General features: G+C 71.3%; 19 protein-coding genes. 13 read left to right on the top strand and 6 right to left on the bottom strand.

The annotated features are described in order from the left end of the window. Nucleotides 1-197 precede the first annotated feature (197 nt). The 3 genes from AB0L89_RS24790 to AB0L89_RS24800 are packed head-to-tail and all read left to right on the top strand — an operon-like array spanning nt 198 to nt 3,341. Nucleotides 198-1,463 (top strand): sugar ABC transporter substrate-binding protein, encoded by a 1,266-nt coding sequence (locus tag AB0L89_RS24790; protein ID WP_365144667.1) that lies wholly within the window; start codon nt 198-200, stop codon nt 1,461-1,463. Nucleotides 1,464-1,518: 55 nt separating this feature from the next. Beyond that, on the top strand, nt 1,519-2,511 hold the full coding sequence (locus AB0L89_RS24795; protein ID WP_365144671.1) for a sugar ABC transporter permease: 993 nt from the start codon (nt 1,519-1,521) through the stop codon (nt 2,509-2,511). Next, the gene (locus AB0L89_RS24800) at nt 2,508-3,341 is read left to right on the top strand and encodes a carbohydrate ABC transporter permease (RefSeq protein WP_365144674.1); all 834 of its coding nucleotides are present in this window, start codon (nt 2,508-2,510) and stop codon (nt 3,339-3,341) included. Before AB0L89_RS24795 ends, AB0L89_RS24800 begins: the two co-directional genes overlap by 4 nt. Before the next feature lie 34 nt (nt 3,342-3,375). Here AB0L89_RS24800 and AB0L89_RS24805 read toward each other — a convergent pair whose 3' ends face one another. Next, nucleotides 3,376-4,272, bottom strand: a complete 897-nt coding sequence (locus AB0L89_RS24805) for a chitosanase (RefSeq protein WP_365144677.1) — start codon at nt 4,270-4,272, stop codon at nt 3,376-3,378. Between the two features lie 147 nt (nt 4,273-4,419). On the opposite strand from AB0L89_RS24805, the gene AB0L89_RS24810 reads away from it, so the two are divergent. The 3 genes from AB0L89_RS24810 to AB0L89_RS24820 all read left to right on the top strand — a co-directional run bounded on the left by AB0L89_RS24810 (nt 4,420) and on the right by AB0L89_RS24820 (nt 6,326). Then, nucleotides 4,420-4,647: a hypothetical protein gene (locus AB0L89_RS24810; protein WP_365144680.1), complete on the top strand. Its 228-nt coding sequence runs from the start codon at nt 4,420-4,422 to the stop codon at nt 4,645-4,647. A 22-nt stretch (nt 4,648-4,669) separates the two neighbouring features. Then, the gene (locus AB0L89_RS24815; protein WP_365144683.1) at nt 4,670-5,770 is read left to right on the top strand and encodes a hypothetical protein; all 1,101 of its coding nucleotides are present in this window, start codon (nt 4,670-4,672) and stop codon (nt 5,768-5,770) included. A gap of 199 nt (nt 5,771-5,969) precedes the next feature. Beyond that, nucleotides 5,970-6,326 carry a hypothetical protein gene (locus tag AB0L89_RS24820; RefSeq protein WP_365144686.1) on the top strand — a complete coding sequence of 119 codons (357 nt, stop codon included), beginning with the start codon at nt 5,970-5,972 and terminating at the stop codon, nt 6,324-6,326. 12 nt (nt 6,327-6,338) lie between these two features. Here the strand turns inward: AB0L89_RS24820 and AB0L89_RS24825 are convergent, their stop codons facing one another. Continuing rightward, on the bottom strand, nt 6,339-7,088 hold the full coding sequence (locus AB0L89_RS24825) for a glucose 1-dehydrogenase (protein ID WP_365144689.1): 750 nt from the start codon (nt 7,086-7,088) through the stop codon (nt 6,339-6,341). Nucleotides 7,089-7,254: 166 nt separating this feature from the next. Between AB0L89_RS24825 and AB0L89_RS24830 the strand changes: the two genes are divergently transcribed. Further along, the gene (locus tag AB0L89_RS24830; protein ID WP_365144692.1) at nt 7,255-7,977 is read left to right on the top strand and encodes a VWA domain-containing protein; all 723 of its coding nucleotides are present in this window, start codon (nt 7,255-7,257) and stop codon (nt 7,975-7,977) included. Here the strand turns inward: AB0L89_RS24830 and AB0L89_RS24835 are convergent. Beyond that, nucleotides 7,974-8,597: a GNAT family N-acetyltransferase gene (locus AB0L89_RS24835; RefSeq protein ID WP_365144695.1), complete on the bottom strand. Its 624-nt coding sequence runs from the start codon at nt 8,595-8,597 to the stop codon at nt 7,974-7,976. The two genes, AB0L89_RS24830 and AB0L89_RS24835, sit on opposite strands and share 4 nt — an antisense overlap. 106 nt (nt 8,598-8,703) lie before the next feature. Then, entirely contained in the window at nt 8,704-9,621 is a 918-nt protein-coding gene (locus AB0L89_RS24840) for a tyrosine-protein phosphatase (RefSeq protein ID WP_365144698.1), read from the bottom strand. A gap of 391 nt (nt 9,622-10,012) precedes the next feature. Here AB0L89_RS24840 and AB0L89_RS24845 point away from each other — a divergent pair, with 391 nt between their 5' ends. From AB0L89_RS24845 to AB0L89_RS24855, 3 genes are all read left to right on the top strand, one after another. Further along, complete coding sequence (locus tag AB0L89_RS24845; protein ID WP_365144701.1) at nt 10,013-10,216, top strand: cold-shock protein; 204 nt, start codon at nt 10,013-10,015, stop codon at nt 10,214-10,216. A 145-nt stretch (nt 10,217-10,361) separates the two neighbouring features. After that, nucleotides 10,362-11,912 (top strand): DEAD/DEAH box helicase, encoded by a 1,551-nt coding sequence (locus AB0L89_RS24850; protein ID WP_365144704.1) that lies wholly within the window; start codon nt 10,362-10,364, stop codon nt 11,910-11,912. 733 nt (nt 11,913-12,645) lie between these two features. Continuing rightward, entirely contained in the window at nt 12,646-13,485 is an 840-nt protein-coding gene (locus tag AB0L89_RS24855) for a pentapeptide repeat-containing protein (protein ID WP_365144707.1), read from the top strand. A 51-nt stretch (nt 13,486-13,536) separates the two neighbouring features. On the opposite strand, the gene AB0L89_RS24860 is transcribed toward AB0L89_RS24855, so the two are convergent. After that, on the bottom strand, nt 13,537-14,430 hold the full coding sequence (locus AB0L89_RS24860; RefSeq protein WP_365144710.1) for a hypothetical protein: 894 nt from the start codon (nt 14,428-14,430) through the stop codon (nt 13,537-13,539). A 250-nt stretch (nt 14,431-14,680) separates the two neighbouring features. Between AB0L89_RS24860 and AB0L89_RS24865 the strand changes: the two genes are divergently transcribed. Together AB0L89_RS24865 and AB0L89_RS24870 are read left to right on the top strand one after the other, a co-directional pair. After that, on the top strand, nt 14,681-15,475 hold the full coding sequence (locus AB0L89_RS24865; protein ID WP_365144713.1) for a serine protease: 795 nt from the start codon (nt 14,681-14,683) through the stop codon (nt 15,473-15,475). A 301-nt stretch (nt 15,476-15,776) separates the two neighbouring features. Beyond that, nucleotides 15,777-18,893, top strand: coding sequence for an endo-alpha-N-acetylgalactosaminidase family protein (locus tag AB0L89_RS24870; protein ID WP_365144716.1), 3,117 nt, complete (start codon nt 15,777-15,779; stop codon nt 18,891-18,893). Nucleotides 18,894-18,986: 93 nt separating this feature from the next. Here the strand turns inward: AB0L89_RS24870 and AB0L89_RS24875 are convergent, their stop codons facing one another. Further along, nucleotides 18,987-20,753, bottom strand: coding sequence for a beta-galactosidase family protein (locus AB0L89_RS24875; RefSeq protein WP_365144719.1), 1,767 nt, complete (start codon nt 20,751-20,753; stop codon nt 18,987-18,989). Between the two features lie 159 nt (nt 20,754-20,912). On the opposite strand from AB0L89_RS24875, the gene AB0L89_RS24880 reads away from it, so the two are divergent. Beyond that, nucleotides 20,913-21,821, top strand: a complete 909-nt coding sequence (locus AB0L89_RS24880; protein WP_365144722.1) for an AraC family transcriptional regulator — start codon at nt 20,913-20,915, stop codon at nt 21,819-21,821.

Consider the following 21,821-nt stretch of genomic DNA (forward strand, 5'->3'; position numbering starts at 1 on the left):
CGCCGTGACGGTTGCGTTGCGTGGTGCGCAATGGCATGAGCGTATGTTGCGTCACTCGCAACCCTCATTACGGTTCGGCCGCTTATCCCAATGGGTCTAGACCGCCTCCGTCCTGTGTGACCACAATCGCTCCCACCAATCGGAACCTGGAGGGGGCCGGCATGAATCGACGTGTCATCGCCGCTGGTTGTATCGCCATGAGTCTCGGACTGACCGCCACGGCGTGCGGTGGGGATGACGGCGACTCGGGCGACAAGGCCACCGACGGCAAGGGCAAGACCCTCACTGTATGGATCATGGAGGGGACCAACCCCGACGCCCGGCCGTTCTTCGACGAGGCCGGGAAGGCCTTCGAGAAGAAGACCGGCGCCAAGATCAAGGTCGAGTACCAGCAGTGGGCCTCGGCCCAGAAGAAGTTCACGACCGCCATCGAGGGCGGCGAGGACCAGGTGCCCGACGTGGCCGAGGTGGGCACCACCTGGGTGCCGCAGTTCGCCGAGACGGGCGCCCTCGTCGACGTCACCGACCAGGTGAAGAAGTCCGGCCTGAACGACGACCTCGTCGCGGGCCTCAAGGACGCCGGCACGCTGGGCGGCAAGCAGTACGGCATGCCCTGGTACGCGGGCGTCCGCAGCATCGTCTACCGCAAGGACATCTTCGAGAAGCACGGCCTGAAGCCCCCGACCACGTGGAAGGAGCTCCAGGCCACCGCCAAGACGCTCAAGGAGAAGGAGCCGAAGCTCGTCTCCTTCCCGGTGGCGGGCGGCGCCGAGATGTTCGCGGCCCCCTTCATCTGGGGCGCCGGCGGCGAACTGGCCACCGAGTCCGGCGGCAAGTGGAAGTCCGGCGTGAACTCGCCCGAGGCCATCAAGGGCATCGAGTTCTACACGGGCCTCGCCACCAAGGACAAGGTCTCCCCGGCCAAGGTCAACACCTGGACGGAGAAGGAGGTCGGCGACGCCTGGAACAAGGGTGAGGTCGCCATGGCCATCGGCGGCAACTGGACCCCGAAGGCCATCGTCGACAAGAACCCCGACCTCAAGGGCAAGCTCGGCGCCGTGCCGATCCCGGGCGAGAACGGCGGCATGAGCAAGTCGTTCCTCGGCGGCTCCTACCTGTCCACGTTCAACACGGACAAGAAGGACCTGTCCTGGGAGTTCGTGAAGATGCTGACCACCGGTGAGTTCGCCGCCAAGTGGGCCGAGCAGACCAACTACTTCCCCGGCCAGAACTCCGAGCTGAAGAAGATCGAGGCGAAGAAGGACCCGCTGGTCGAGCCGTTCGCCAAGCAGATGCTGGAGGCCGGCGCGACCGTCCCCAAGACCAAGGCGTACGGCGAGATCCAGGCCTCGAAGGTCATCCCCGGCATGGTCCAGTCGATCCTCACCGGCAAGTCGTCGGTCAAGGAAGCGGCGGACAAGGCCGCCAAGGACATGGACGCGATCTTCGCCAAGGACGAGTAGGCACGGGCGAGTTCGCCACGGTCAAGGACGCCAACCTCGTGAAAGACACGACACCGTGAAAGACACGCTCGTCAGCGGCGGGCCGGAATCCCCGGCCCGCCCCGGCCCCCGGCAGCCGGACGGCGCGGCCGAGGCGGCCCGCCGCCGCAAGAAGCTCATCAACCTCACCCGCCCCTGGCTCCTGCTCGCCCCCTCCCTCGTGGTCCTCGCGGGCCTGCTGCTCTGGCCGCTGATCCAGGTCGGCAAGCTCTCCCTGCAGGACTACGAGGTCAAGTTCGGCGGCGGCGTAGGGACGTTCACCGGATTCGACCACTACAAGGACCTCCTCTCCAGCGGACTGCTGTGGAAGACGGTCCTGCCCAACACCGTCTTCTTCGCCGTCGCCTGCGTCGGCCTCACCGTCGCGCTCGGCACCCTGGTGGCGCTGCTGCTCAACCGCCTGGGGTCCACCTGGCGGGTGATCTGCTCGATCGCGATCCTCGCCGCCTGGGCGATGCCGGCGGTCACGGGCACGTACGTGTGGATCTGGCTCTTCCAGCCGCAGGACGGCATGATGAGCCAGCTCGCCGGGTCGATCGGCCTGATCGACCCGGAGACCACCAACTGGTTCACCGAGCGCGGCCCGTTCTACGCGATCGCCACGCTCAACGTCATCCACCACGGCTTCCCCTTCGTCGCCATCACCGTCCTCGCGGGACTCATGACGATCCCCAAGGAGCTGTACGAGGCGGGGGAGCTGGACGGCGCGAACGCCTGGCAGCGGTTCTGGAACATCACCGTGCCGACGATCAAGCCCGTCTTCCTGGTGGTGACCATCCTCTCCACCATCTGGGACTTCAAGGTCTTCACCCAGATCTATCTCCAGCCGGGCGGCGACGGCTCCAACGAGGACGTCTACAACCTCGGCGTCTTCTCCTACATCCAGGCCTTCGCCAAGAACGACTACGGCACGGGCGCCGCGGCCGCGGTCCTGCTGACCGTGCTGCTCCTGGTGATCACCATCGTCTACATCCGCACGCTGTTCCGGCAGGGCGAGGAGGACCTGTGAGTACCCGCCGCACCACCCTCGCCTCGCGCATCGGCCTCCCGGCCGCGGTCGTGGCGCTCCTGGTCTTCACGCTGTTCCCCGTCTACTGGATGATCTCCACGGCGCTGGACCCGAAGGCCTCCCTGCGCGGCTCGGACGTGCTGCCGAGCGGCATCAGCTTCGAGCACTTCACCTTCGTCTTCGAGAAGGGCAACTTCGGCACGTACCTGCTGAACTCGGCGGTCGTCGGCCTCGCCACGATCGTCGCGGCCGCGCTGCTCTCGCTCTTCGCGGCCATCGCGGTGGCCCGGTTCAAGTTCCGCTTCCGCACCTCCGTACTGATCATGATCCTGATCGTGCAGATGGTGCCGCTGGAGGCCCTTGTCATCCCGCTCTTCATCCAGATGCGGGACTACGACATGCTCAACTCCCTGCTGGGACTGAGCATCGTCTACATCGCGCTCTCGCTCCCCTTCGCCATCTGGACGCTGCGCGGCTTCGTCGCGACCATCCCCAAGGAGGTCGAGGAGGCCGCCTACATCGACGGGGCGTCCTGGCCGCGGATGTTCTGGTCGGTGCTGCTGCCGTTGGTCGCGCCGGGGCTCGTCGCCACCTCGATCTTCGCCTTCATCACGGCGTGGAACGAGTTCGTCTTCGCGTACACGTTCATGAAGGGCAGCGACAAGTACACGGCGGCCGTGGGCATCTACCAGTTCTTCGGTGAGAACTCCACGGCCTGGGGTCCGGTCATGGCCAGCTCCACGCTGGTCACGCTGCCGGTCATGATCTTCTTCGTGATCGTGCACCGCAAGCTCGGCTCGGGCCTGGCGGCGGGCGCCGTCAAGGGCTGACCCACCGCCCGCGGGGAGGCGTTCACGGTGCGGACTACGGCACCTTGAACGTCTCCCCGTACACCTTCCAGGTCAGCGGAGTCCGCAGGCCCAGATTGCCGTCGTAGAGGAACTGGCGCTGGGCCGTCTCCACGCGGGTCGTGTCGCGGTGGGCCTTCTTCTCCTTCATCGCCTTGGTGCGGATGTCGAGGAAGATGTCGAGGTACGCCTTCTCCTTGCCGCCCTGGGAGGGCGTGTTCGCCTCCTTCAGTGCGGCCTCGCGCAGGCCGTAGAAACCGCGGGGGCCCGTGCCGGGGCCGTGCAGGACCATCGCGTCGTAGTAGATGAACTGGCCGAGCGTGCCGAGCCCGTCGAGCTTGGCCAGGCGCACCGCCGGGTCGAAGTAGACGCGGTCGCGCGTCCTGTCCTGGGCCCGCCGGAACGCGGGCTCGGCGGCCTCCGCCCGCCACGCCTTCGTGAAGCCGGGGTCCAGGCCTTCGTGCGAGTCGCTGCCGTCGACCGCGCGCAGGGCGGGCAGATAGCGGGCCAGGCCGTTGTCCGGGTGGTCCTTCGTGTAGCGCTCGACGAGGGTCAGCAGGTCGTGGGTGCCGGTGCAGAAGCCGATGATGCCCGCGGTGTAGCCGTTCCCGTCGCCTATGTCCTCGATGTAGCCGTACTGGCCGCGCCAGTTCAGCGTCGAGTTCTCCGCGCTCGCGACGAGCTTGTTGGCGAGGTCCTTCTTGGCGGGGGCGGCGAGGCCGGGCGGCAGCTGCTCGATCAGCTCGTCGTCGGCCCTGATCTCGGCCGCCGTCCTGTCCTTGTCGTACGGACGCCCGGCCCGGGGGCCCTTCGCGTCGGTGCCGCCGTCGTCCGCGTCGTCGCCCAGGAGGTAGGCGGCCACCGTGGCCAGAGGGGCCACGGCGATGAGGAGAAGGAGACCGGCGCGTTTCATTCGCGCAAGATTACGTGCGCTTGTGCGGTAGCGCGTCTTCCGGATTCGACGCCCCAAGGACCGGATCCGACTCTATTGACTAATAGTCAATTCGGCGCCAGTCTCGGGACCCGTACCCCGCCATGGGGGTCGGCCCGGGGAGGCGACGTGAGCACCGAAGCACACGAGCGACGGGAACAGCTGGGCGCGGAGCTGCGCGACACACCACCGGAGTCCTTCGGGCAACTGGCGCCCGAACAGCTCACCGCGCTGGCCGACGCGCTGAAGAGACAGCGCGAGAACCGCGCCGCGGGCCTGAACGAGGCCGCCGAGGAGGCGCTCAAACTCGTGCCCGCGCTGGCCCGCGGCCCCGTACGCCGGATTCTCTTCCGCTAGCCGACAGGAGCGAGGAGTCAGCATGGACAAGCTGCGCGGCAGGGCCGAGACCCTCAAGATCGCCCGCCTGCTCGACGTGGAACCGGACACGCTCGCCTTCCTCCAGGCGCTGCCCGTCGACGACGTACGCCGCTTCCGCGCCCAGAGCGTCGCGGCGCTCTTCGACCGGGCACCCGACATGCTCGACAGGATCGCCGCCGCGACCAAACTGGTGCCCGCCGGTGTCGCCGCCGCCATCTCGCAGAAGGCGCTCGGCCCGCGCCTGGCCGCCGCCGTCGCCGGACGCCTGGAACCGGCGCGCGCCGCCGACATCATCGAGAAGCTCCCGGTGTCCTTCACCGCCGAGTCGTGCGCCCACCTCGACCCCCGCCGCATCAAGGGCATCGTCGACCACCTGGACGAGAACCTCCTCGTCCGCGTCGCCGTCGCCCTCGCCGAACGCGGCGACCATCCGACCATGGGCCGCTTCGTCGGCCACCTCCCGGACGCCGCGCTGCGCCGCATCCTGCCGCAGGTCGACGACGCCGCCGTCCTCAGGACGGGCTTCGCCGTCGACGAACCCGAACGGCTCGGCCACATCATCGACCTGATGGGCGCCGAACGGCTCGCCTCCGTCATCGGCTCGGCCGCCGCCGGCGGACTGTGGCCCGAGGCGCTCGCCGTCGCGGGCATGGTCACGGGCGAGCAGCGCGCCCGCATCGCCTCGCTCGCCGCCGGACAGCCCGGTGACCGCCTCGACTCGCTCGTCACGACGGTCGCCGAGCAGGACCTGTGGGAGTCCCTGCTGCCGCTCGTCGCACTGCTCGGCGCACAGGAGCGGCGGGCGGTGGCCGAACTGCCCTCGCTGCGCGGCGCGGACGTGCTCGGCGGAGTCGTGCGGGCCGTCGTCGCCACCGGACTGTGGGCCGAGTTCCTGCCCCTGGTGGACGCGCTGCCCGTCGCGTCCCGCAAGGTCGTCGCCGACACCGCGGGGGCGCTGCCCGCGCCCGACCTCGACGCGCTCGCCCGCGAGGTCGACAAGCAGGACCTGTGGGAACTGGTCATGCCGCTGGTCGAGTTGATGGACGACGACGCCAAGACGCGGATCTTCGCCCTGCCCGCGTTCCAGGACCAGGCGGGCTGAGCGACGGGCGGCGGCGCCGGCCCGGTGGTCCACAGGTCCGGGCCTCGGCGGCCCGGGTAGCCCACATGGCGGACGAAGGATCGATGCGGCACACCCGCACGGGTGACACCGCGCATCCAGGGACCGCCGTCAGGGGATGCGGCAGAGGCATCCACGAGCCGGGCCGCACGGACCGGCTCCCCCGACGGAAAAGGTCTTCATGCGTCTTCGCCACACCGCCGCCGCAGCTCTCGGCGCGCTCGCCCTCGTCGTCACCCTGCCGACCTCCGCGAGCGCCGCCACCGGCGACTTCTCCTACAAGTTCGCCGGCCCCGACGGCCACCCGCAGTCGATCACCCTGCACGACCCGCCGAGCCCCGGCTGCGTCACCCTGCCGGAGGCCGCGGACCCGGACGCCTCCGAGCCCGCCTTCGCCCCGCACAACGACACCGACGTATGGGCGATGGTGTTCACCGAGCCGGACTGCACCGGCGACTCCTGGACGCTGCGTCCGCACGGGCACCCCGCCACCGACCGCCTCAAGCTGCGCTCGGTGTACCTGACCGACCGCCACTGACCCACCGGGCGCTCACCCCGTCGTCGACCCGCCGTCCACGGCGAACTCCGCGCCCGTGATGTACGACGACGCGTCCGACGCCAGGAACAGCACCAGCTCGCCGACCTCCTCCGGGCGGCCCATCCTGCCCAGCGGCAGATGCGACCAGTCCCGCCCGGCGGAGGCCGCGGAGATCATCGGGGTGTCGATCGCCCCCGGGTGCACGGAGTTGACCCGCACCCCGTACTTCGCCAGATCCAGCGCCGAGGAACGCGTCAGCCCCCGCAGCCCGAACTTCGTGGACCCGTACGCCGCGTGCCCCGCGATCCCGACGAGCCCGGCCGTCGACGACACGTTCACGACCGACCCGCCACCGGCTTCCCGCAGCGCCGGCAGCACCGCCTGGATGCCCAGGAACGGCCCCAGGAGATTGACCCGGACCAGCGCCTCGAAGTTCTCGTACGTCTCGTCCTCCACGGACGCCGTGCGCCACAGCGCCGCGTTGTTCACCAGGGCGTCCAGCCGCCCGAAGGCCTCGACGGCACGGGCCACGGCCGACGCCCAGCTCGCCGCGTCCGTGACGTCATGACGTACGAACACGCCCTGGTCCCCGAGGGAACCGGCGACCTCGCGCCCCTCCTCCTCACGCACGTCCGTGACCACCACCCGCGCCCCGGCCGCGGCGAACAGCCGCGCCTCCGCCGCGCCCTGCCCCCGGCCCGCGCCGGTGATCAGCACCGTCCTGCCGTCGAGCCCGTGGGAGATCTCCCGGACACCGCCCATGACGCGCCTCCTCGCATAGGACGAACACCGGACGAAGAGGAATATCTCTAGCAGTCATATGCGCAAGGAAGAAGAGCCATGACGCGCCGGACCGGCCGCGCCCCGTACCCTCGACCGCCGACGGACCGGCACGGTGGCGGTCCGCCACCGAGGAACGGAGCGGCGCATGGGACCTGCGATCAGTCTGCGCAAGGTGGAGGACGCGGCGCCCGCGCTGGTCGGCCTCTACAAGAGTGCCGGGGTGTCCCTGCGCAAGCACGGGCTCGAAGGGGCGCGGGCCGCCGTCTACCTCGTCGTCGACCACTCCGGCTCCATGCGCCCGTACTACGCCGACGGCAGCGTCCAGGCGCTCGCCGACCGCGTCCTCGGCCTGTCCGCCCACCTCGACGACGACGGGATCGTGCCGACCGTCTTCTTCTCCACCGACATCGACGCGGTCACCGACATCGCCCTCGACAACCACCGCGGCCGCGTCGACGAGATCGTCGCCGGGCTCGGGCACATGGGCAGGACCAGCTACCACGTGGCGATGGACGCGGTCATCGACCACTACCTGGACAGCGGCTCGACCGCGCCCGCGCTCGTCGTCTTCCAGACCGACGGCGGCCCGATCAGCAGGCCCGCCGCCGAGCGCTATCTGTGCAAGGCGGCGAGGCTTCCGCTGTTCTGGCAGTTCATCGGCTTCGGCGACCCGGCGAGCAAGCAGTTCGACTATCTGCGCAGGCTCGACGAACTCGCCGTCCCCGCTGAGCGGCCCGTGGACAACGCGGGCTTCTTCCACGCCGGGACGGACCCGCTGGCGGTGCCGGACGAACGGCTGTACGACCAGTTGGTGGGCGAGTTCCCGGCGTGGCTCGCGGCGGCGCGGGAGCGGGGGATCGTGGGTTAGGCCGCGTCCGCGGGGGCGCCGTCCGGGCGCCGCGGCGCGCGCCACATCGTCCACAGCACCGGGCCCTCGCCCGGCAGCCGCATCTCCTCGCGCACGGTGAACCCGAAGTGCTCATAGACGGGGATGTTGGACGGCTTGGAGGACTCCAGGTAGACGGGCAGGCCCGCGGCGTCGGCCCGCGCGAGCCCCGAGCGCAGCAGGGCCGACCCGTGGCCCTGTCCCTGGGCGGCCGGGTCGGCGCCGATGAGGGCCAGGGACCAGTGCGGCTCCTGGGGCGTGTGCTCGGCCGCCGTCTCGACCGCGTCCCGGAAGAGTCCGGCCCGGTCGCCGAGGATGTCCAGGAGCTCCTGGATGGTCGCGGCGTCGGGCACGGCCTTGTCCTGCGCGTCCGCCGGCACCCAGAACGCGGCCGCCGCGTCGGTGCGTTCGCACACGCCGTGCAGGCCGTACTGCCGCGTGAAGATCGTGGTGAAGTAGCGGCCGAGCGCCGCCTCGCGCGAGGCGGCGTCGGGGAAGAACCAGCGCATCATCGGGTCGTCGTCGAAGGCGCGGGTCAGGGTGCGGCTGATCAGCGGCGCGTCGTCGGGGGTCGTCGACGTCGGCGTGTTCGATATCGGCATACGGGTCATTCTGCACGCGGTGATCTTGAGCGGTGGGGCGGGGTCCGGTTGCGGCGAGCGGGCCGGTGCTCCGGGACCGCGGTGGCCAACCGGCCCCGCCCGTACGTCAGTCGACCATCCGCTCGCGCAGCTTCAGGATCGTGCCCGCGTCGAGGCCGAGCCCCTTGGTGAGATAGCCCTGCAGCCCGCCGTACCGCTGGGCGGCCTCGGACAGCGCCGTGTCCAGATAGTCCGTGCGGACCTCCTGGAGCGGGATGATCAGGTCGGGGTTCTGCATCATGCCGCCCTGCTTGAGCGCCTCGCGCACCTTCGCGTCGTACGCGGCCCGGTACGTGTTGGACGCGAGGTAGTCGCCCACGGCCGTGCGCTCGGGGACGCCGACCAGCCGCAGCAGCAGGTACGTCGTCCAGCCGGTGCGGTCCTTGCCCGAGGTGCAGTGGTAGAGCAGCGGCGAGCGGCTGTTCGCGATGTCGCGCAGGGTGGCCGCGAACCGCTCGCGGTTGGTGGAGTCGGTGACGAACGTGCGGTAGACGTCCCGCATGAACGCGGCGGCCCTGCCGTTGCCCAGCATCTCCTCCTGCTTGACCGGGTCCTTCGAGCCGATCGCGGTGAGGAGCTGCGTGAACAGGCCGTTGTCCGTGACCGGCCGGGACACGGGGGTGAGCCCGGCGGGCAGCCGGTCCGGGCCGTCGTACTGCACCTCGGCGGGCACCCGGAAGTCGATGACGGTCTTCAGGCCGAGCCAGGACAGGGTGGTCAGGTCGGCGTCGGTGAGCTTGCCGAGGGCGTCGGCGCGGAAGACCCGGCCGGTGCGGACCGTCTCGCCGTCGTAGGTCCGGTGGCCACCGACGTCCCGGACGTTGACGGCGCCCTGGAGCGGGACCTGGCCCTGGCGGATTGCGGGTGCGGGGGCCGTGACGGCCGTGGGGGCGGTTTCGGCGGGAGCCGCCCAGGCGGGCAGCGTGCCCAGGGCGAGGGCCGAGATCGCCAGTCCGGCCGCGGTACGGGTACGAGAGATGCGCATCGGTCCGCCTTCCCAACCAAGCGATTGTTTGGGCGAAGGTAGCGAGGCGTCCGTGCGGGAGGAAGGGCAGCGCGCCAAGTACTGACGAATCGTCAATTCTTGTAGAGCCGGGCGGCGGCCCCGGCCGCGCGAGCGCCACGGTCCACGGGGCCGGGCGCGCCGGCCGCATGAGTGGCGTACGTCTCTCCGGTCCCTGGAACACCGGAGGCCCGCGAACGTGTTAAAGTACTGTGTTGCAGTTTTGGTACCCATGAACTTTATGTGCGCCTGACGGGAATGCTCCGAAGGCGCATTATTGTTTTTCCGGTTCTCTCCGGATGGGGGTCATTGCGGCGCTGGGGATTCGCAATTCCGCGATTCTCCCTACTCTGCCCCTGTTGAGGAGATTGACATGGCAACCGGCACCGTTAAGTGGTTCAACTCGGAAAAGGGCTTCGGCTTCATCGAGCAGGACGGCGGCGGCCCCGACGTCTTCGCCCACTACTCGAACATCGCCAGCCAGGGCTTCCGTGAGCTCCTGGAGGGCCAGAAGGTCTCCTTCGACGTGACCCAGGGCCAGAAGGGCCTGCAGGCCGAGAACATCGTTCCCGCCTGATCGTCGCAGCGCGCGAACCTCACAGCCGAGGCCCGCACCGTCACGGTGCGGGCCTCGGCTTGCGCTGTCATCGGGCCCGACCGGGCCCAGAGCCGAGCACCGGCTCAGAGGTCCGGAAGTCCAGCGACCAGGAAGGCATTTCCGTATGAACCGCTCCGAACGCCCGGCACGCCCCGCCCGAAAGCGGCCCGCCCCCGCGGGTGGAAAAGGCAGGCCGAACGGCTCGGCGCGCTCCGCGCATTCCGCGAAGAAGTCCGGAAACCGCAAGCCGCGGCCCGTGCAGGGCGGCGAGTTCGCGCTGCCCGAGACCGTCACGCCCGCGCTGCCGGCCGTCGAGTCCTTCGGTGAGCTCGACATGCCCGAGGCCCTCCTGAAGACGCTGGCCGCCCAGGGCGTCACGGACCCCTTCCCGATCCAGGCGGCCACCCTCCCCAACTCCTTGGCCGGGCGCGACATCCTGGGCCGCGGACGCACCGGCTCCGGCAAGACCCTCGCCTTCGGCCTGGCCCTGCTGGCCCGCACCGCCGGCCGGCGCGCCGAGCCGAGGTCGCCGCTCGCCATGGTCCTGGTCCCCACGCGCGAGCTGGCCCAGCAGGTGACGGACGCGCTCACGCCGTACGCGACGTCGGTGAACCTGCGGGTCGCGACCGTCGTCGGCGGTCTGTCGATCACCCGGCAGGCGGGCACGCTGCGGCGCGGCGCCGAGATCCTCGTGGCCACGCCCGGCCGCCTCAAGGACCTGATCGAGCGCGGCGACTGCGACCTCTCGCAGGTGCGTACGACGGTGCTCGACGAGGCCGACCAGATGGCCGACATGGGGTTCATGCCGCAGGTCACCGCGCTGCTCAAGCAGGTCGAGCAGGGCGGCCAGACGATGCTGTTCTCGGCGACGCTCGACAAGAACATCGACCGGCTCGTCCGGATGTTCCTCTCCGACCCCGTCGTGCACTCCGTCGACCCCTCCGCGGGCGCGGTCACGACGATGGAGCACCACGTCCTCTACGTCGCGGACGAGACCGACAAGAAGGCCGTCGCCATGCGGATCGCCGCGCGCGAGGGCCGGGTGATCATGTTCCTGGACACCAAGCGGGCCGTCGACCGCTTCACCAAGCGGCTGCTCGCCAACGGTGTACGGGCCTCCGGCCTGCACGGCGGCCGTTCTCAGCCGCAGCGCAACCGGACGCTGGACCAGTTCAAGAACGGCCAGGTCACCGCGTTGATCGCGACGAATGTCGCGGCGCGCGGCATCCACGTCGACGACCTCGACCTCGTCGTCAACGTCGATCCGCCCACCGATCACAAGGACTATCTCCACCGGGGCGGGCGGACCGCCCGTGCGGGGGAGTCGGGCAGTGTCGTGACGCTGGTCCTGCCGGACGAGAAGCGGGACATGACGCGGCTGATGTCCGACGCGGAGATTCGTCCGCACACGGCGCGGATCGCCTCCTCCGACGAGGAGCTGGTGCGGATCACCGGGGCGCGGGAGCCGTCGGGGGTGCCGGTGGTCATCGAGACGCCGCAGCCGGCGGCGCCGGCCGCGTCCTCCTCCTCGCCGCGGCGCCGGCGGCCCCGTGGGGGCGGGGGCTCGGGTGCTCCCGGTGGGGCCGGTGCGGGGGGCGGTCGTGCTCGTCGGGGTCGACGGGGCGGTGGCGGAGGCGGCGGCGGCGGTTCGACGGCGCGTCGCGGCGCGGCGTAACGGCTGCGCCGGGCTGGGGCCACGGTCATCGCCGCCCGGCGCCGTCCGGCGGCGCCGGGGCTGGGGCCACCTTCATCGCCGCCCGGCACCGGGGTTCTTCCCCCCTGCGCCGGGGCAGGAGCCTCCTTGACCGCTGCCCGGCCCCGTCCGGCTGCGCCGGGGCTTAAGCCACCTTCATCGCTGCCCGGCGCCGGGGGCTGTGCCCACCCGTTCCGCCGTGCGGAACGCCTGCCCACAGCGGGAGCGGCTACCCAGCCGGTGCCGCCGCCCACAGCGGAGCGGCACGGTCCCGCCTACCGCAGCACCGGCACAACGGCCCCCACCGGCCGGCAGGCGCCCGACCGGCCTGAGGGGACGTGGGGGTATGTGCGAACGGAGCACTGAGCGCACGTTGGCGTCTTTGTACTTGGGGCGGGGCGCAGGGATGGCGAGTACGCACATACCCCCGCGGCCCCGCCCCACCGACGAAGCGAGCGCGCAGACCCGACACGGCGCAGACGCCAGCGCCGCCCGCCCCACCGACGGAGCGGGCGCGCAGACCGGCAAGGTGCAGACGCCAGCGCCGCCCGCCCCACCGACGAAGCGGGCGCGCAGACCCGGCAAGGTGCAGACGCCCGCGGACCCGCCCCGCCGGCGGAGCCAAGGCGCCCCCGCCCAAGGCGCCCCGCCAGACAACGCACAATGGGGGCCGAAGCGTCACCTACCCCCCTCCCCCGAACAAGGAGCCCCGTTCATGTCGTCGGAGCGTGAAGTCGTCCCGTTGCCTCTGTTGCGGGCCGACTGCGGGAGTTGTTTCGGGCTCTGCTGCGTCGCTCTGGCCTTCTCCGCGTCCTCCGACTTCCCCGTGAACAAGGACGCGGGCAAGCCCTGCACCAACCTCCGGGCCGACCACCGCTGCGGCATCCACGACAAGCTGCGCGACACGGGGTACCGGGGCTGCACCGTCTACGACTGCTTCGGCGCGGGACAGCACGTCTCCCAGGGCACCTTCGACGGCCGCGACTGGCGTCAGGATCCGGCCACCGCCCGTCAGATGTTCGAGGTCTTCCCGATCATGCGGCAGCTCCACGAACTCCTCTGGTACGTGACCCAGGCGCTGACCTTCCCGCAGACCCGCCCGATCACCGCCGACCTGAAGCGCGCCCTCGCCGAGACGGAGGCCCTCACCCGGGCCACCCCCGAGGCCGTCGCCGCCACCGACGTTGCCGCCCACCGCCAGGACGTCAACGTCCTCCTCCTGCGCACCAGCGAACTCGTCCGCGCCGAGCACGTGCGCAAGGGCGGCAAGAAGAAGAACCGCCGGGGCGCCGACCTCTTCGGCGCCCGGCTCAAGGGCGCCGACCTCAGGGGCGCGGACCTGCGCGGCGCGTACCTCATCGCCGCCGACCTGCGGGACGCGGACCTGCGGGACGCCGACCTGATCGGCGTGGACTTCCGCGACGCGGACCTGCGCGGCGCCGACCTCACCGGCGCGCTCTTCCTCACCCAGACCCAGGTGAACGCGGCGAAGGGCGACGAGCGCACCAGGATCTCCGACGACCTCGACCGCCCCGCACACTGGGTGACCCGGTAACGAGCGGCCGGACGCCCCAAGGGCGGCACCAAGGGCGACACCAAGGGCGGCCTACGCGTCGCACTCCAGCACCGTCCGGCACAACCCGCACCGCGCCCGCACCCGCCCCCGCGCCGGCACCCGGATCCGCTGATGGCAGGTGGGGCACGGGAACGACACCCGCAGCGCCCCGCCGTCGACGGAGAAGGCGTAGGGGCCGCCCGACGCGGCGGCGCCGCCCTGTTCGCGGGCGTAGCGCCGGTCCTTCGCGTACCGCCGCCGCCCCGCCCACCCCGCCGCCGTCAGCGGCGGCTGCTGTCCGTCGCGGCGGGCCTGCGCGAGTCCCTTGGTGTACGCCGTGTACGCCTGCGGGCTGGTGAACCACGTCTCCGGCGCCTCGCCGAAGGCCAGCGCCCGCTTGGCCAGGACGTAGCCGAACTCCTCCGGCGTGAGATAGCCGAGCTTCTGCGAGGACGCGCCGTCCTCGCGGTAGGCGTCGAGCAGCAGCCAGCCCGCGCCCAGGTACGTGGTGGCTGTGTCGGTCAGGATCTCGTTGTCGCGCGTGCCGGGGAACGACAGGCCGAGGCGGTGCAGATACACGTGCATGACCTCGTGCGCGAGCGCCGCGCCGATGTCCCTGCGGTGCCTGCGGAAGCGGTCGTTCAGCTCGATGAAGTACTCGGGTCCTGCGGCGAGTTCGACGTACGCGGCGTGCTCCATCTCGCGGAAGCTGACGATGACGCGGGCGTCGGGCAGCCGCAGGTGCCGCACCATCTCACGGGCGATCCGCTGCACGCCGAGGTGCAGGTCGTCCTGGTCGCTGAAGGCCACGTCGGCGGGGGCGACGCTCGTGTCGAAGGCGTGGACGGTGTCGTACGAGAGGCGTTTGTAGAGCGCCGTGACGGCGGCCCGCACGGTCTCCAGGTGGGGGTAGCCGTGCACCACAGGTCCGCCGCCGACCGTCACGTCCGTACCCCCTGATACCGCATCCCGGGACACCGCAACTCGGTCCCACTGTAAGGGGGTTGCCCTCGCCCGGGGGAGGCCCGTGCGACATGCCGTGGCCGAAAACCGCCCCTTGTCCTGAGCGGACATCGATCTCCATAATCCGCAACAACGCTTTGGCGGGCTCATGCCATCCACGCGCACCCTGCGAGGACGGCAAGGGCCCGTCACGCGTGCGACCCCCCACGAACCCCCCACGAAGGGAAGTCAGTTGAAGACCAAGCTGCGTGGAGTGAAGAGAGCCGCCACCCTCGGTGCGATCGGCCTCGCCGCCGTCAGCCTTCAGCCCGTCGCCGCCCAGGCGGCTCCCAAGCCCACCCCGCCGAGCGAGCGTGTCGTCGGCGGCACCCCTGCCGAGCAGGGTGAATTCCCGTTCATGGTCCGTCTCTCGATGGGCTGTGGCGGCGCGCTGTACGCCAAGGACATCGTGCTCACCGCCGCCCACTGTGTGGACGGCTCCGGCGACAACACCAGCATCACGGCCACCGGTGGTGTCGTGGACCTGGAGAGCCCGGACGCCATCACGGTGAAGTCCACCAAGGTCCTCCAGGCCCCCGGCTACAACGGCAAGGGCAAGGACTGGGCGCTCATCAAGCTCGAGAAGCCGATCGACCAGCCCACGCTGAAGATCGCCAAGGACACCAAGTACAACGAGGGCGAGTTCGACATCGCCGGCTGGGGTGCCGACAAGGAGGGTGGCGACCAGCAGCGCTACCTCCTCAAGGCGAAGGTCCCCTTCGTCAGCGACGCCGACTGCGAGGCCGCGTACGGCGCCGACCTCACGCCCGGCGAGGAGCTCTGCGCCGGCAAGATCGCCGAGGGCGGCACGGACACCTGCCAGGGCGACTCCGGCGGCCCGATGTTCCGCAAGGACGAGGCCGGCGAGTACATCCAGGTCGGCATCGTCAGCTGGGGCAACGGCTGCGCGCGGCCGAAGTTCCCCGGTGTCTACACCGAGGTGTCGACCTTCGCGGCCGACATAGAGAAGGCGGCGTCGGAGCTCTGACCGAACCCGCCTTCCCTCACATGTGAGCCTCGGGTGCGCCCGCATCCGAGTCCCGTGTGACGCATCCGAACGGCTCAGGCGCGGGGCGTCCGCTTCTTGCGGACGCCCCGCGTCGCCGTGTACGCCCCGAGCCGCCGTACGCCCCGAGCCGCCGTACGCCCCGCGCCCCCGTCCGTGCCGGTGGCCGGGCCTCGGTAAGTCCAAGACCTGTCCCTCCTTTGTCCATGGGCGCGTTCACCCCGCCCGGCGCATCGTGATCGGCACGTTCCGTCCGATGTTCCGTCCCGTGGAGGGGTGCCCCATGCTGCCGTCACACACGTCCGGGCCGAGCCGCAGAGCCGTGGTCGCCACGGGTGCGATCGCCGGGATCGGGGTCGCCGTAGGGGCGGGTGGCAGCGCGCTGGCCGCGCCCGCGTCCGGCACGCGCCCCGCGGCCGAGACCGTGCTGCGCTCGGCCGACCTCGACGTGCGCGTCGCCACCGACTTCCCGCGCGTCGTCTCGTACACGGACCGCGCCTCCGGCGCCGTCCTGCACGGCCGGGCGGACGCGCTCACCACGGTCCTGATCGACGAGACCGCGCACACCCCCGAGGTCACCGCCACGCCCGGCAAGAAGCGCGTCGCGTACGTCCTGGCCTTCGACGGCGGCACCCGTATCGACGTCGAGATCGCGGTCGAGGGCCGGCAGGTGCACTGGCGCATCACCAGGATCGCCGACACGGACGCGCTGCGCGTCGGCACCCTGCGGATCCCCGGCCTGTCCCTGCTCTCCGTACGCAGCGACCAGCCCGGCGCCGCCCTCCTCGCCGCGAAGGTGCAGCTCGACAAGGCCAAGAGCGGCGACACCCTCGTACAGCCCACCAAGGACACCCCCGCCGAGGCGGCCACCGGCTGCGCGTACGCCGTCGTCGCGCACGACGGGCTCGGCGGCGCGATCGAGACGAACACCGTCTACGACAAGCCCACCAGCGAGGCCGGCACCACCTGGGAGAACGGCCGCCTGTGGCGCGAGACCGTGAGACCCACCGGGAACGCCGACTACGTAGAGGCCCGGTTGACCCCCGGACAGTGGACCCACCGGGCCGCGACCGCGCCCGTCGACGCCACCGAACCCCTCCCGTACGCCACCGTCGTGATCACCCGCGACCGCAACGGCGACGGCAAGGTCGACTGGCAGGACGCCGCGATCGCCTTCCGCGACATCATGGTGAACCCGCTCGGCGCCGACGAGCAGCACCTGCGCGTCGTCCCCCACATCCCCTTCAACTTCGCCTCGCAGGCCACCAACCCGTTCCTCGCCACGCTCGACAACGTCAAGCGCATCCACCTGGCGACCGACGGACTGCGCCAGTACACGCTCCTCAAGGGCTACCAGTCCGAGGGCCACGACTCCGCCCACCCCGACTACGCGGACAACTACAACACGCGCGCGGGCGGCCTCGACGACCTCAACACCCTGGTCCGCGAGGGCAAGAAGTGGAACAGCGACTTCAGCGTGCACGTCAACGCCACCGAGTCCTACCCCGTGGCCAACGCCTTCTCCGAGAAGCTCGTCGACAAGACCAACGAGCAATGGGACTGGCTCGACCAGAGCTACCGCATCGACCAGCGCCGCGACCTGGTCTCCGGAGACATCGTCAAGCGCTTCGCCGACCTGCGCGCCCAGACCCACGGCGGCCTCAACACCCTCTACATCGACGTGTTCCGCGAGTCCGGCTGGACCTCCGACCGCCTCCAGCGGGCCTTCCGCGAACAGGGCTGGACGATCACCACCGAGTGGGGCCACGGCTTCGAGCGCTCCGCGATCTGGTCGCACTGGGCCACCGAACCCGACTACGGCGGCGACACCTCGCGCGGCATCAACTCCCGCCTGATCCGCTTCGTCCGCAACCACCAGAAGGACGTCTTCGCCGACAAGTGGCCCACCCTCCTGGGCATCGCCCGCATGGGCAACTTCGAGGGCTGGGTCGGCAAGACCGACTGGCACGCCTTCTACGACCTGATCTGGACCCACTCGCTGCCCGCCAAGTACCTCCAGGCCTACCCCGTCAAGACGTGGGGCGAGCACGAGATCGCCTTCTTCGGAGACGCACGCTCCGGCGCCGCGACGACGGTCTCCGACACCGGCGGCACCCGGCGCATCACCACCGACGGACGCGTCGTCTACGAAGAGGGCCGCTATCTGCTCCCCTGGGAGCCCCGCAAGGCCACCGACCCGGCCAAGCTCTACCACTACAACCCGTCCGGCGGCAGCAGCACCTGGCGCCTGCCGCGCGCGTGGGCCAACCGCTCCCGCGTCGCCCTGTACCGGCTCACCGACCAGGGCAGGGTCTTCCAGTCGTACGTCTCCGTAGCAGGCGGAAAAGTCACGCTGTACGCCAACGCGAAGCAGCCCTACGTCCTCTACCGCGAGCGCGCCGCCGCCCTGCCCGACCCCCGCTGGGGCCAGGGCACCCCGCTCCACGACCCCGGCTTCCACTCCGGCTCCCTGAAGGGCTGGAAAGTCACCGGGCCCGCCTCCGTCGAGCTCAGCGCGCTCGGCGACCACGAACTGGTCATCGGCGCGGGCGGCGCGGCGGCGGTGGGGCAGCGGCTCGCCCGCCTGAAGGCCGGCACCTACGTCGCCTCCGTGCAGGTCGAGGTCGGCGAGAAGGCGGGGGAGCGGCGCGAGGCCTCCCTGGAGGTACGCACCGCCGACGGCGTCACCGCCGCCAACTCCACCCCGACGTCCACCGCGGGCAACTACGTCGCCGCCGACCGCAAGCACGGGACCCGCTTCCAGCGGATGTTCACGTACTTCACCGTCCCCGAGGGCGGCGGGCCCGTCGAACTGACCCTGCGCGCCGCGGCGGGGGACGCGCGCGTGCGCTTCGACAACGTACGCGTCGTCGCGACCGCACGGCCGGCCGAGCTGCCCCGGGCCACGCTCGTGCGCGAGGACTTCGAGCACGTGCCGCAGGGCTGGGGGCCGTTCGTGAAGGGCGACGCCGGTGACGTCACCGATCCGCGGACGCACATCGCGCAGCGGCACGCGCCGTACACGCAGCGCGGCTGGCACGGCAAGGAGATCGACGACGTCATCGACGGCACCAACTCGCTGAAGTCCCGCGGCGAGAACGACGGGCTCGTCTACCGGACCGTGCCGCACACCGTCCGCTTCGTGGCCGGGCGGCGCTACCGGGTGTCGTTCCGGTACGAGAACGAGAAGGCCGGACAGTACGCCTGGGTCACGGCGGTCGACGCGCCGGCGCCCCGCGAACTCTCCCGCGAGCCGCTCCCCGTCGCCACCGCGCCCACCACCCTGACCCACGAGTTCACCGCCCCCGCCGAGGGCGAGGCCTGGGTGGGCCTGCGCAAGACCGGCGACGACGGCAAGGCGGAGTTCGTCCTGGACGCCTTCGAGGTGACGGAGCTGTAGGGCAGACGGGCGCACCCGAACGCCGGAGGGGCCGAGAACCAGCCCCTCCGGCGTTCGGGTGCGAGCGCGCGACGCGATCGACGGAACCGGGCCTCAGCCCAGCTCCACCCGCTCCCCGCCCCCCTCCAGCTCCAGCACCCACACCTCGTTCGCACCCTCCCGGAGGACCGGGCCGGGCACGTACAGCGAGGTCTGCGGGCCCGCCGACCAGTAGCGGCCCAGATTGAAGCCGTTCAGCCACACGAACCCCCGCGTCCAGCCGGGAAGTTCGAGGAACGCGTCACCGGGGGAGCCGACCTCGACGACGCCCCGGTACAGGCCGGGGCGGCCCTGGGAAGCCCCGGTCACCGGCAGCGCCCGCACCGCCGACGGCACGTCGAACGCGTCCAGCCGCAGACTCCGCGCCCGCACCCCGTGCAGGTACTGCCGCTCGTGCAGGATGCCCCCGGTGACCCCCTTCGGCTCGCCCGTGCGCGGACCGTAGTTGACCCGCCCCAGCGACTCCACCCACAGCTCCACGCGCGCGTGCCCGGCCACGGGCGCGGTCAGCGTCGGCGTGCCCTCCGTCAGGACATCGGCCCGCACCCCGTCGACGTACACGACCGCACGGTCCCGAAGACCGCGCACACTCAGCGGATACGGCTCACGCGGCCCCGGCACCGTCACCGCGTACCGCACCAGACCGCGGTCCACGTCCAGCTCCTCGAACGTGGGCGGCACCGCGTGCTCCGACTCCGGGGAGCCCAGCGCGTCCAGGACCGTGTCGAGGGAGCACCAGTCCGTCAGGGCCGCCGAGACGGGGGCGCCCAGGGACGGCGGCGGCGGGGGAGGATCCGGCAGCGGGCCCGCCGCGTACGGCGCCAGGACCTCCCTGAACGCCCAGAACTTCGCCGTGGCACGGCCGAACTCGTCCACCGGCGCGTCGTAGTCGTAGGAGGTGACGTCCGGCTGAAGCACCCCGTCGTGCAGCGCGCCGCCGCCCCGGTTGGCGCCCGCCCAGCCCGCGAAGTTCGTGCCGCCGTGCGCCATGTACAGGTTCACGGACGCCCCGCACTCCAGGATCTCGCGCAGCGCCCCTGCCGCGTCGGCGGCATCCCGCACGACATGGTCCGCGCCCCAGTGGTCGAACCAGCCGCACCAGAACTCCATGCACATCAGCGGGCCCTTGGCGCGATGCCTGCGGAGCGTGTCGAAGCCCGCGCGGGCACCCGAGCCGAAGTTCACCGTCGCCAGCACGTCCGGGACCGAACCGCCGGTCAGCATGTGGTCCTCGGGACCGTCCGACGTGAACAGCGGCACGGTGACGCCCTCGGCGCGCAGCAGATCCACCAGATGGCGCAGATACACCTGGTCCGAGCCGTAGCTGCCGTACTCGTTCTCGACCTGCACCATGATCACCGGGCCGCCCGCCCCGGAGCCGTCCCCGGCGCCGCGGTGCTGGCGCGCCACGACCTGCGGCAGCAACCGCCGGAACCAGCGGTTCACATGCCCCAGGTACTCCTCGTCACGGGTCCGCGCACGGGCCCCCACCGCACCCGTCAGCCAGTGCGGCAGACCACCGTTCTCCCACTCCGCGCAGATGTAGGGACCGGGCCGCACGATCGCCCACAGACCCGCCTCCCGCGCCGCGTCCAGGAACCGGCCCAGCGCCTCCACGTCGTGGAACGCGCCCGGACGCGGCTCGTGCAGATTCCACGGGACATAGGTCTCCACACAGTTCAGGCCCATCGCCCGCAGCATCGCCAGACGGTGCCCCCACTGCGCCTCGTGCACCCGGAAATAGTGCAGCGCGCCCGACAGCAGCCGCACCGGCCGCCCGTCCAGCTCGAAATCGTCCTCGCCGACCCTGAACCCGTTCATCGCGTCCTCTCGCTCACGTCCGGCCACGATCACCTCTGGCGGGCGGCAGGGTCCATGGACAAAGATCGGGTCCGGTTGGACGCAGCGAGCGAACAGCACGCATCTCGACAACGCAGCGAGCGGGCCGGGTAAGGACCGCACCGGAAGGGGCGCACGCGGATGTACCACACGTGGATGCGGTATTTCACTCCCAGCCCGACCCACCACAAACTGGGCCTCGCCTGCCTCGGCGTCGGCCTCCAGCACGGCCTCCTGCCGACCGTCGGACCCCGCACCCTCGACCACCACGTCGCCGTCGTGATCAGCGCGGGCGGCGGCTGGTTCCGCGGCGCCGACGGCCGCCGCACCACCGTGACCGCACCCGCCCTGATCTGGCTCACCCCCGGCGTACGCCACCACTACGGCCCCGACCCCGACACCGGCTGGGACGAGTGCTTCGTCGACTTCACCGGCCCCGCCACCACCACGTACACCGAACTCGGCTACATCGAACCGGCCCGCCCCGTCGTGCCGCTCTCCGACGCGGCGGGCGCCCGCGCCGCCGTCGGCCGCATCGCCCGCGCCGCCCGCCGCGGCAACCCCCTCCTCGAAGTCGAGACGGGCGCCGCCGTCCACGAACTCCTCGTCGCGCTGCGCCGCGCCCGCGCCGACATCGCCCCCGACGGCGACCCCGTCCTCCAGGCCCTGGCCCGCGACGCCTTCCAGCCCCTGTCCGTGGCCGAGCACGCCGCACGGCACGGCATGACCCCCGCCGAACTGCGCACCGCCGTCCGCAGAGGCGCCGGATGCAGCCCCAAGGACTACCTCCTCGGCATCCGCCTGGGCCGCGCCAAGGAACTCCTCGCCGCCACCGAACTGCCCGTCGCCGCCGTCGCCCGCCGCGTCGGCTACGACGACCCGGCGTACTTTTCACGCCTCTTCACCCGCCGCGTGGGCATGGCCCCCGTCCGCTTCCGCGACCAGCAGGGAAGGGCCGTACCTGGCGGCTGGTCGCAGCAGATACCCGACCCCGACCACCCGCCGATTTTGCGCTCCTCCGCGACCGGCGGCCCCGGAGCGGCAACGTAG

It is taken from the genome of Streptomyces sp. NPDC052114 (genome assembly GCF_040680155.1).
Classification (GTDB): domain Bacteria; phylum Actinomycetota; class Actinomycetes; order Streptomycetales; family Streptomycetaceae; genus Streptomyces.

Excerpts from the sequence above, each read along its gene's own strand:
- AB0L89_RS24830 (WP_365144692.1), top strand. The coding sequence starts at position 7,255 with ATGGGACCTGCGATCAGTCTGCGCAAGGTGGAGGACGCGGCGCCCGCG.
- AB0L89_RS24805 (WP_365144677.1), bottom strand. The coding sequence starts at position 4,272 with ATGAAACGCGCCGGTCTCCTTCTCCTCATCGCCGTGGCCCCTCTGGCC.
- AB0L89_RS24850 (WP_365144704.1), top strand. The coding sequence starts at position 10,362 with ATGAACCGCTCCGAACGCCCGGCACGCCCCGCCCGAAAGCGGCCCGCC.
- AB0L89_RS24835 (WP_365144695.1), bottom strand. The coding sequence starts at position 8,597 with ATGCCGATATCGAACACGCCGACGTCGACGACCCCCGACGACGCGCCG.
- AB0L89_RS24875 (WP_365144719.1), bottom strand. The coding sequence starts at position 20,753 with ATGAACGGGTTCAGGGTCGGCGAGGACGATTTCGAGCTGGACGGGCGG.
- AB0L89_RS24815 (WP_365144683.1), top strand. The coding sequence starts at position 4,670 with ATGGACAAGCTGCGCGGCAGGGCCGAGACCCTCAAGATCGCCCGCCTG.
- AB0L89_RS24870 (WP_365144716.1), top strand. The coding sequence starts at position 15,777 with ATGCTGCCGTCACACACGTCCGGGCCGAGCCGCAGAGCCGTGGTCGCC.
- AB0L89_RS24820 (WP_365144686.1), top strand. The coding sequence starts at position 5,970 with ATGCGTCTTCGCCACACCGCCGCCGCAGCTCTCGGCGCGCTCGCCCTC.
- AB0L89_RS24845 (WP_365144701.1), top strand. The coding sequence starts at position 10,013 with ATGGCAACCGGCACCGTTAAGTGGTTCAACTCGGAAAAGGGCTTCGGC.
- AB0L89_RS24840 (WP_365144698.1), bottom strand. The coding sequence starts at position 9,621 with ATGCGCATCTCTCGTACCCGTACCGCGGCCGGACTGGCGATCTCGGCC.
- AB0L89_RS24790 (WP_365144667.1), top strand. The coding sequence starts at position 198 with ATGAGTCTCGGACTGACCGCCACGGCGTGCGGTGGGGATGACGGCGAC.
- AB0L89_RS24825 (WP_365144689.1), bottom strand. The coding sequence starts at position 7,088 with ATGGGCGGTGTCCGGGAGATCTCCCACGGGCTCGACGGCAGGACGGTG.
- AB0L89_RS24855 (WP_365144707.1), top strand. The coding sequence starts at position 12,646 with ATGTCGTCGGAGCGTGAAGTCGTCCCGTTGCCTCTGTTGCGGGCCGAC.
- AB0L89_RS24880 (WP_365144722.1), top strand. The coding sequence starts at position 20,913 with ATGTACCACACGTGGATGCGGTATTTCACTCCCAGCCCGACCCACCAC.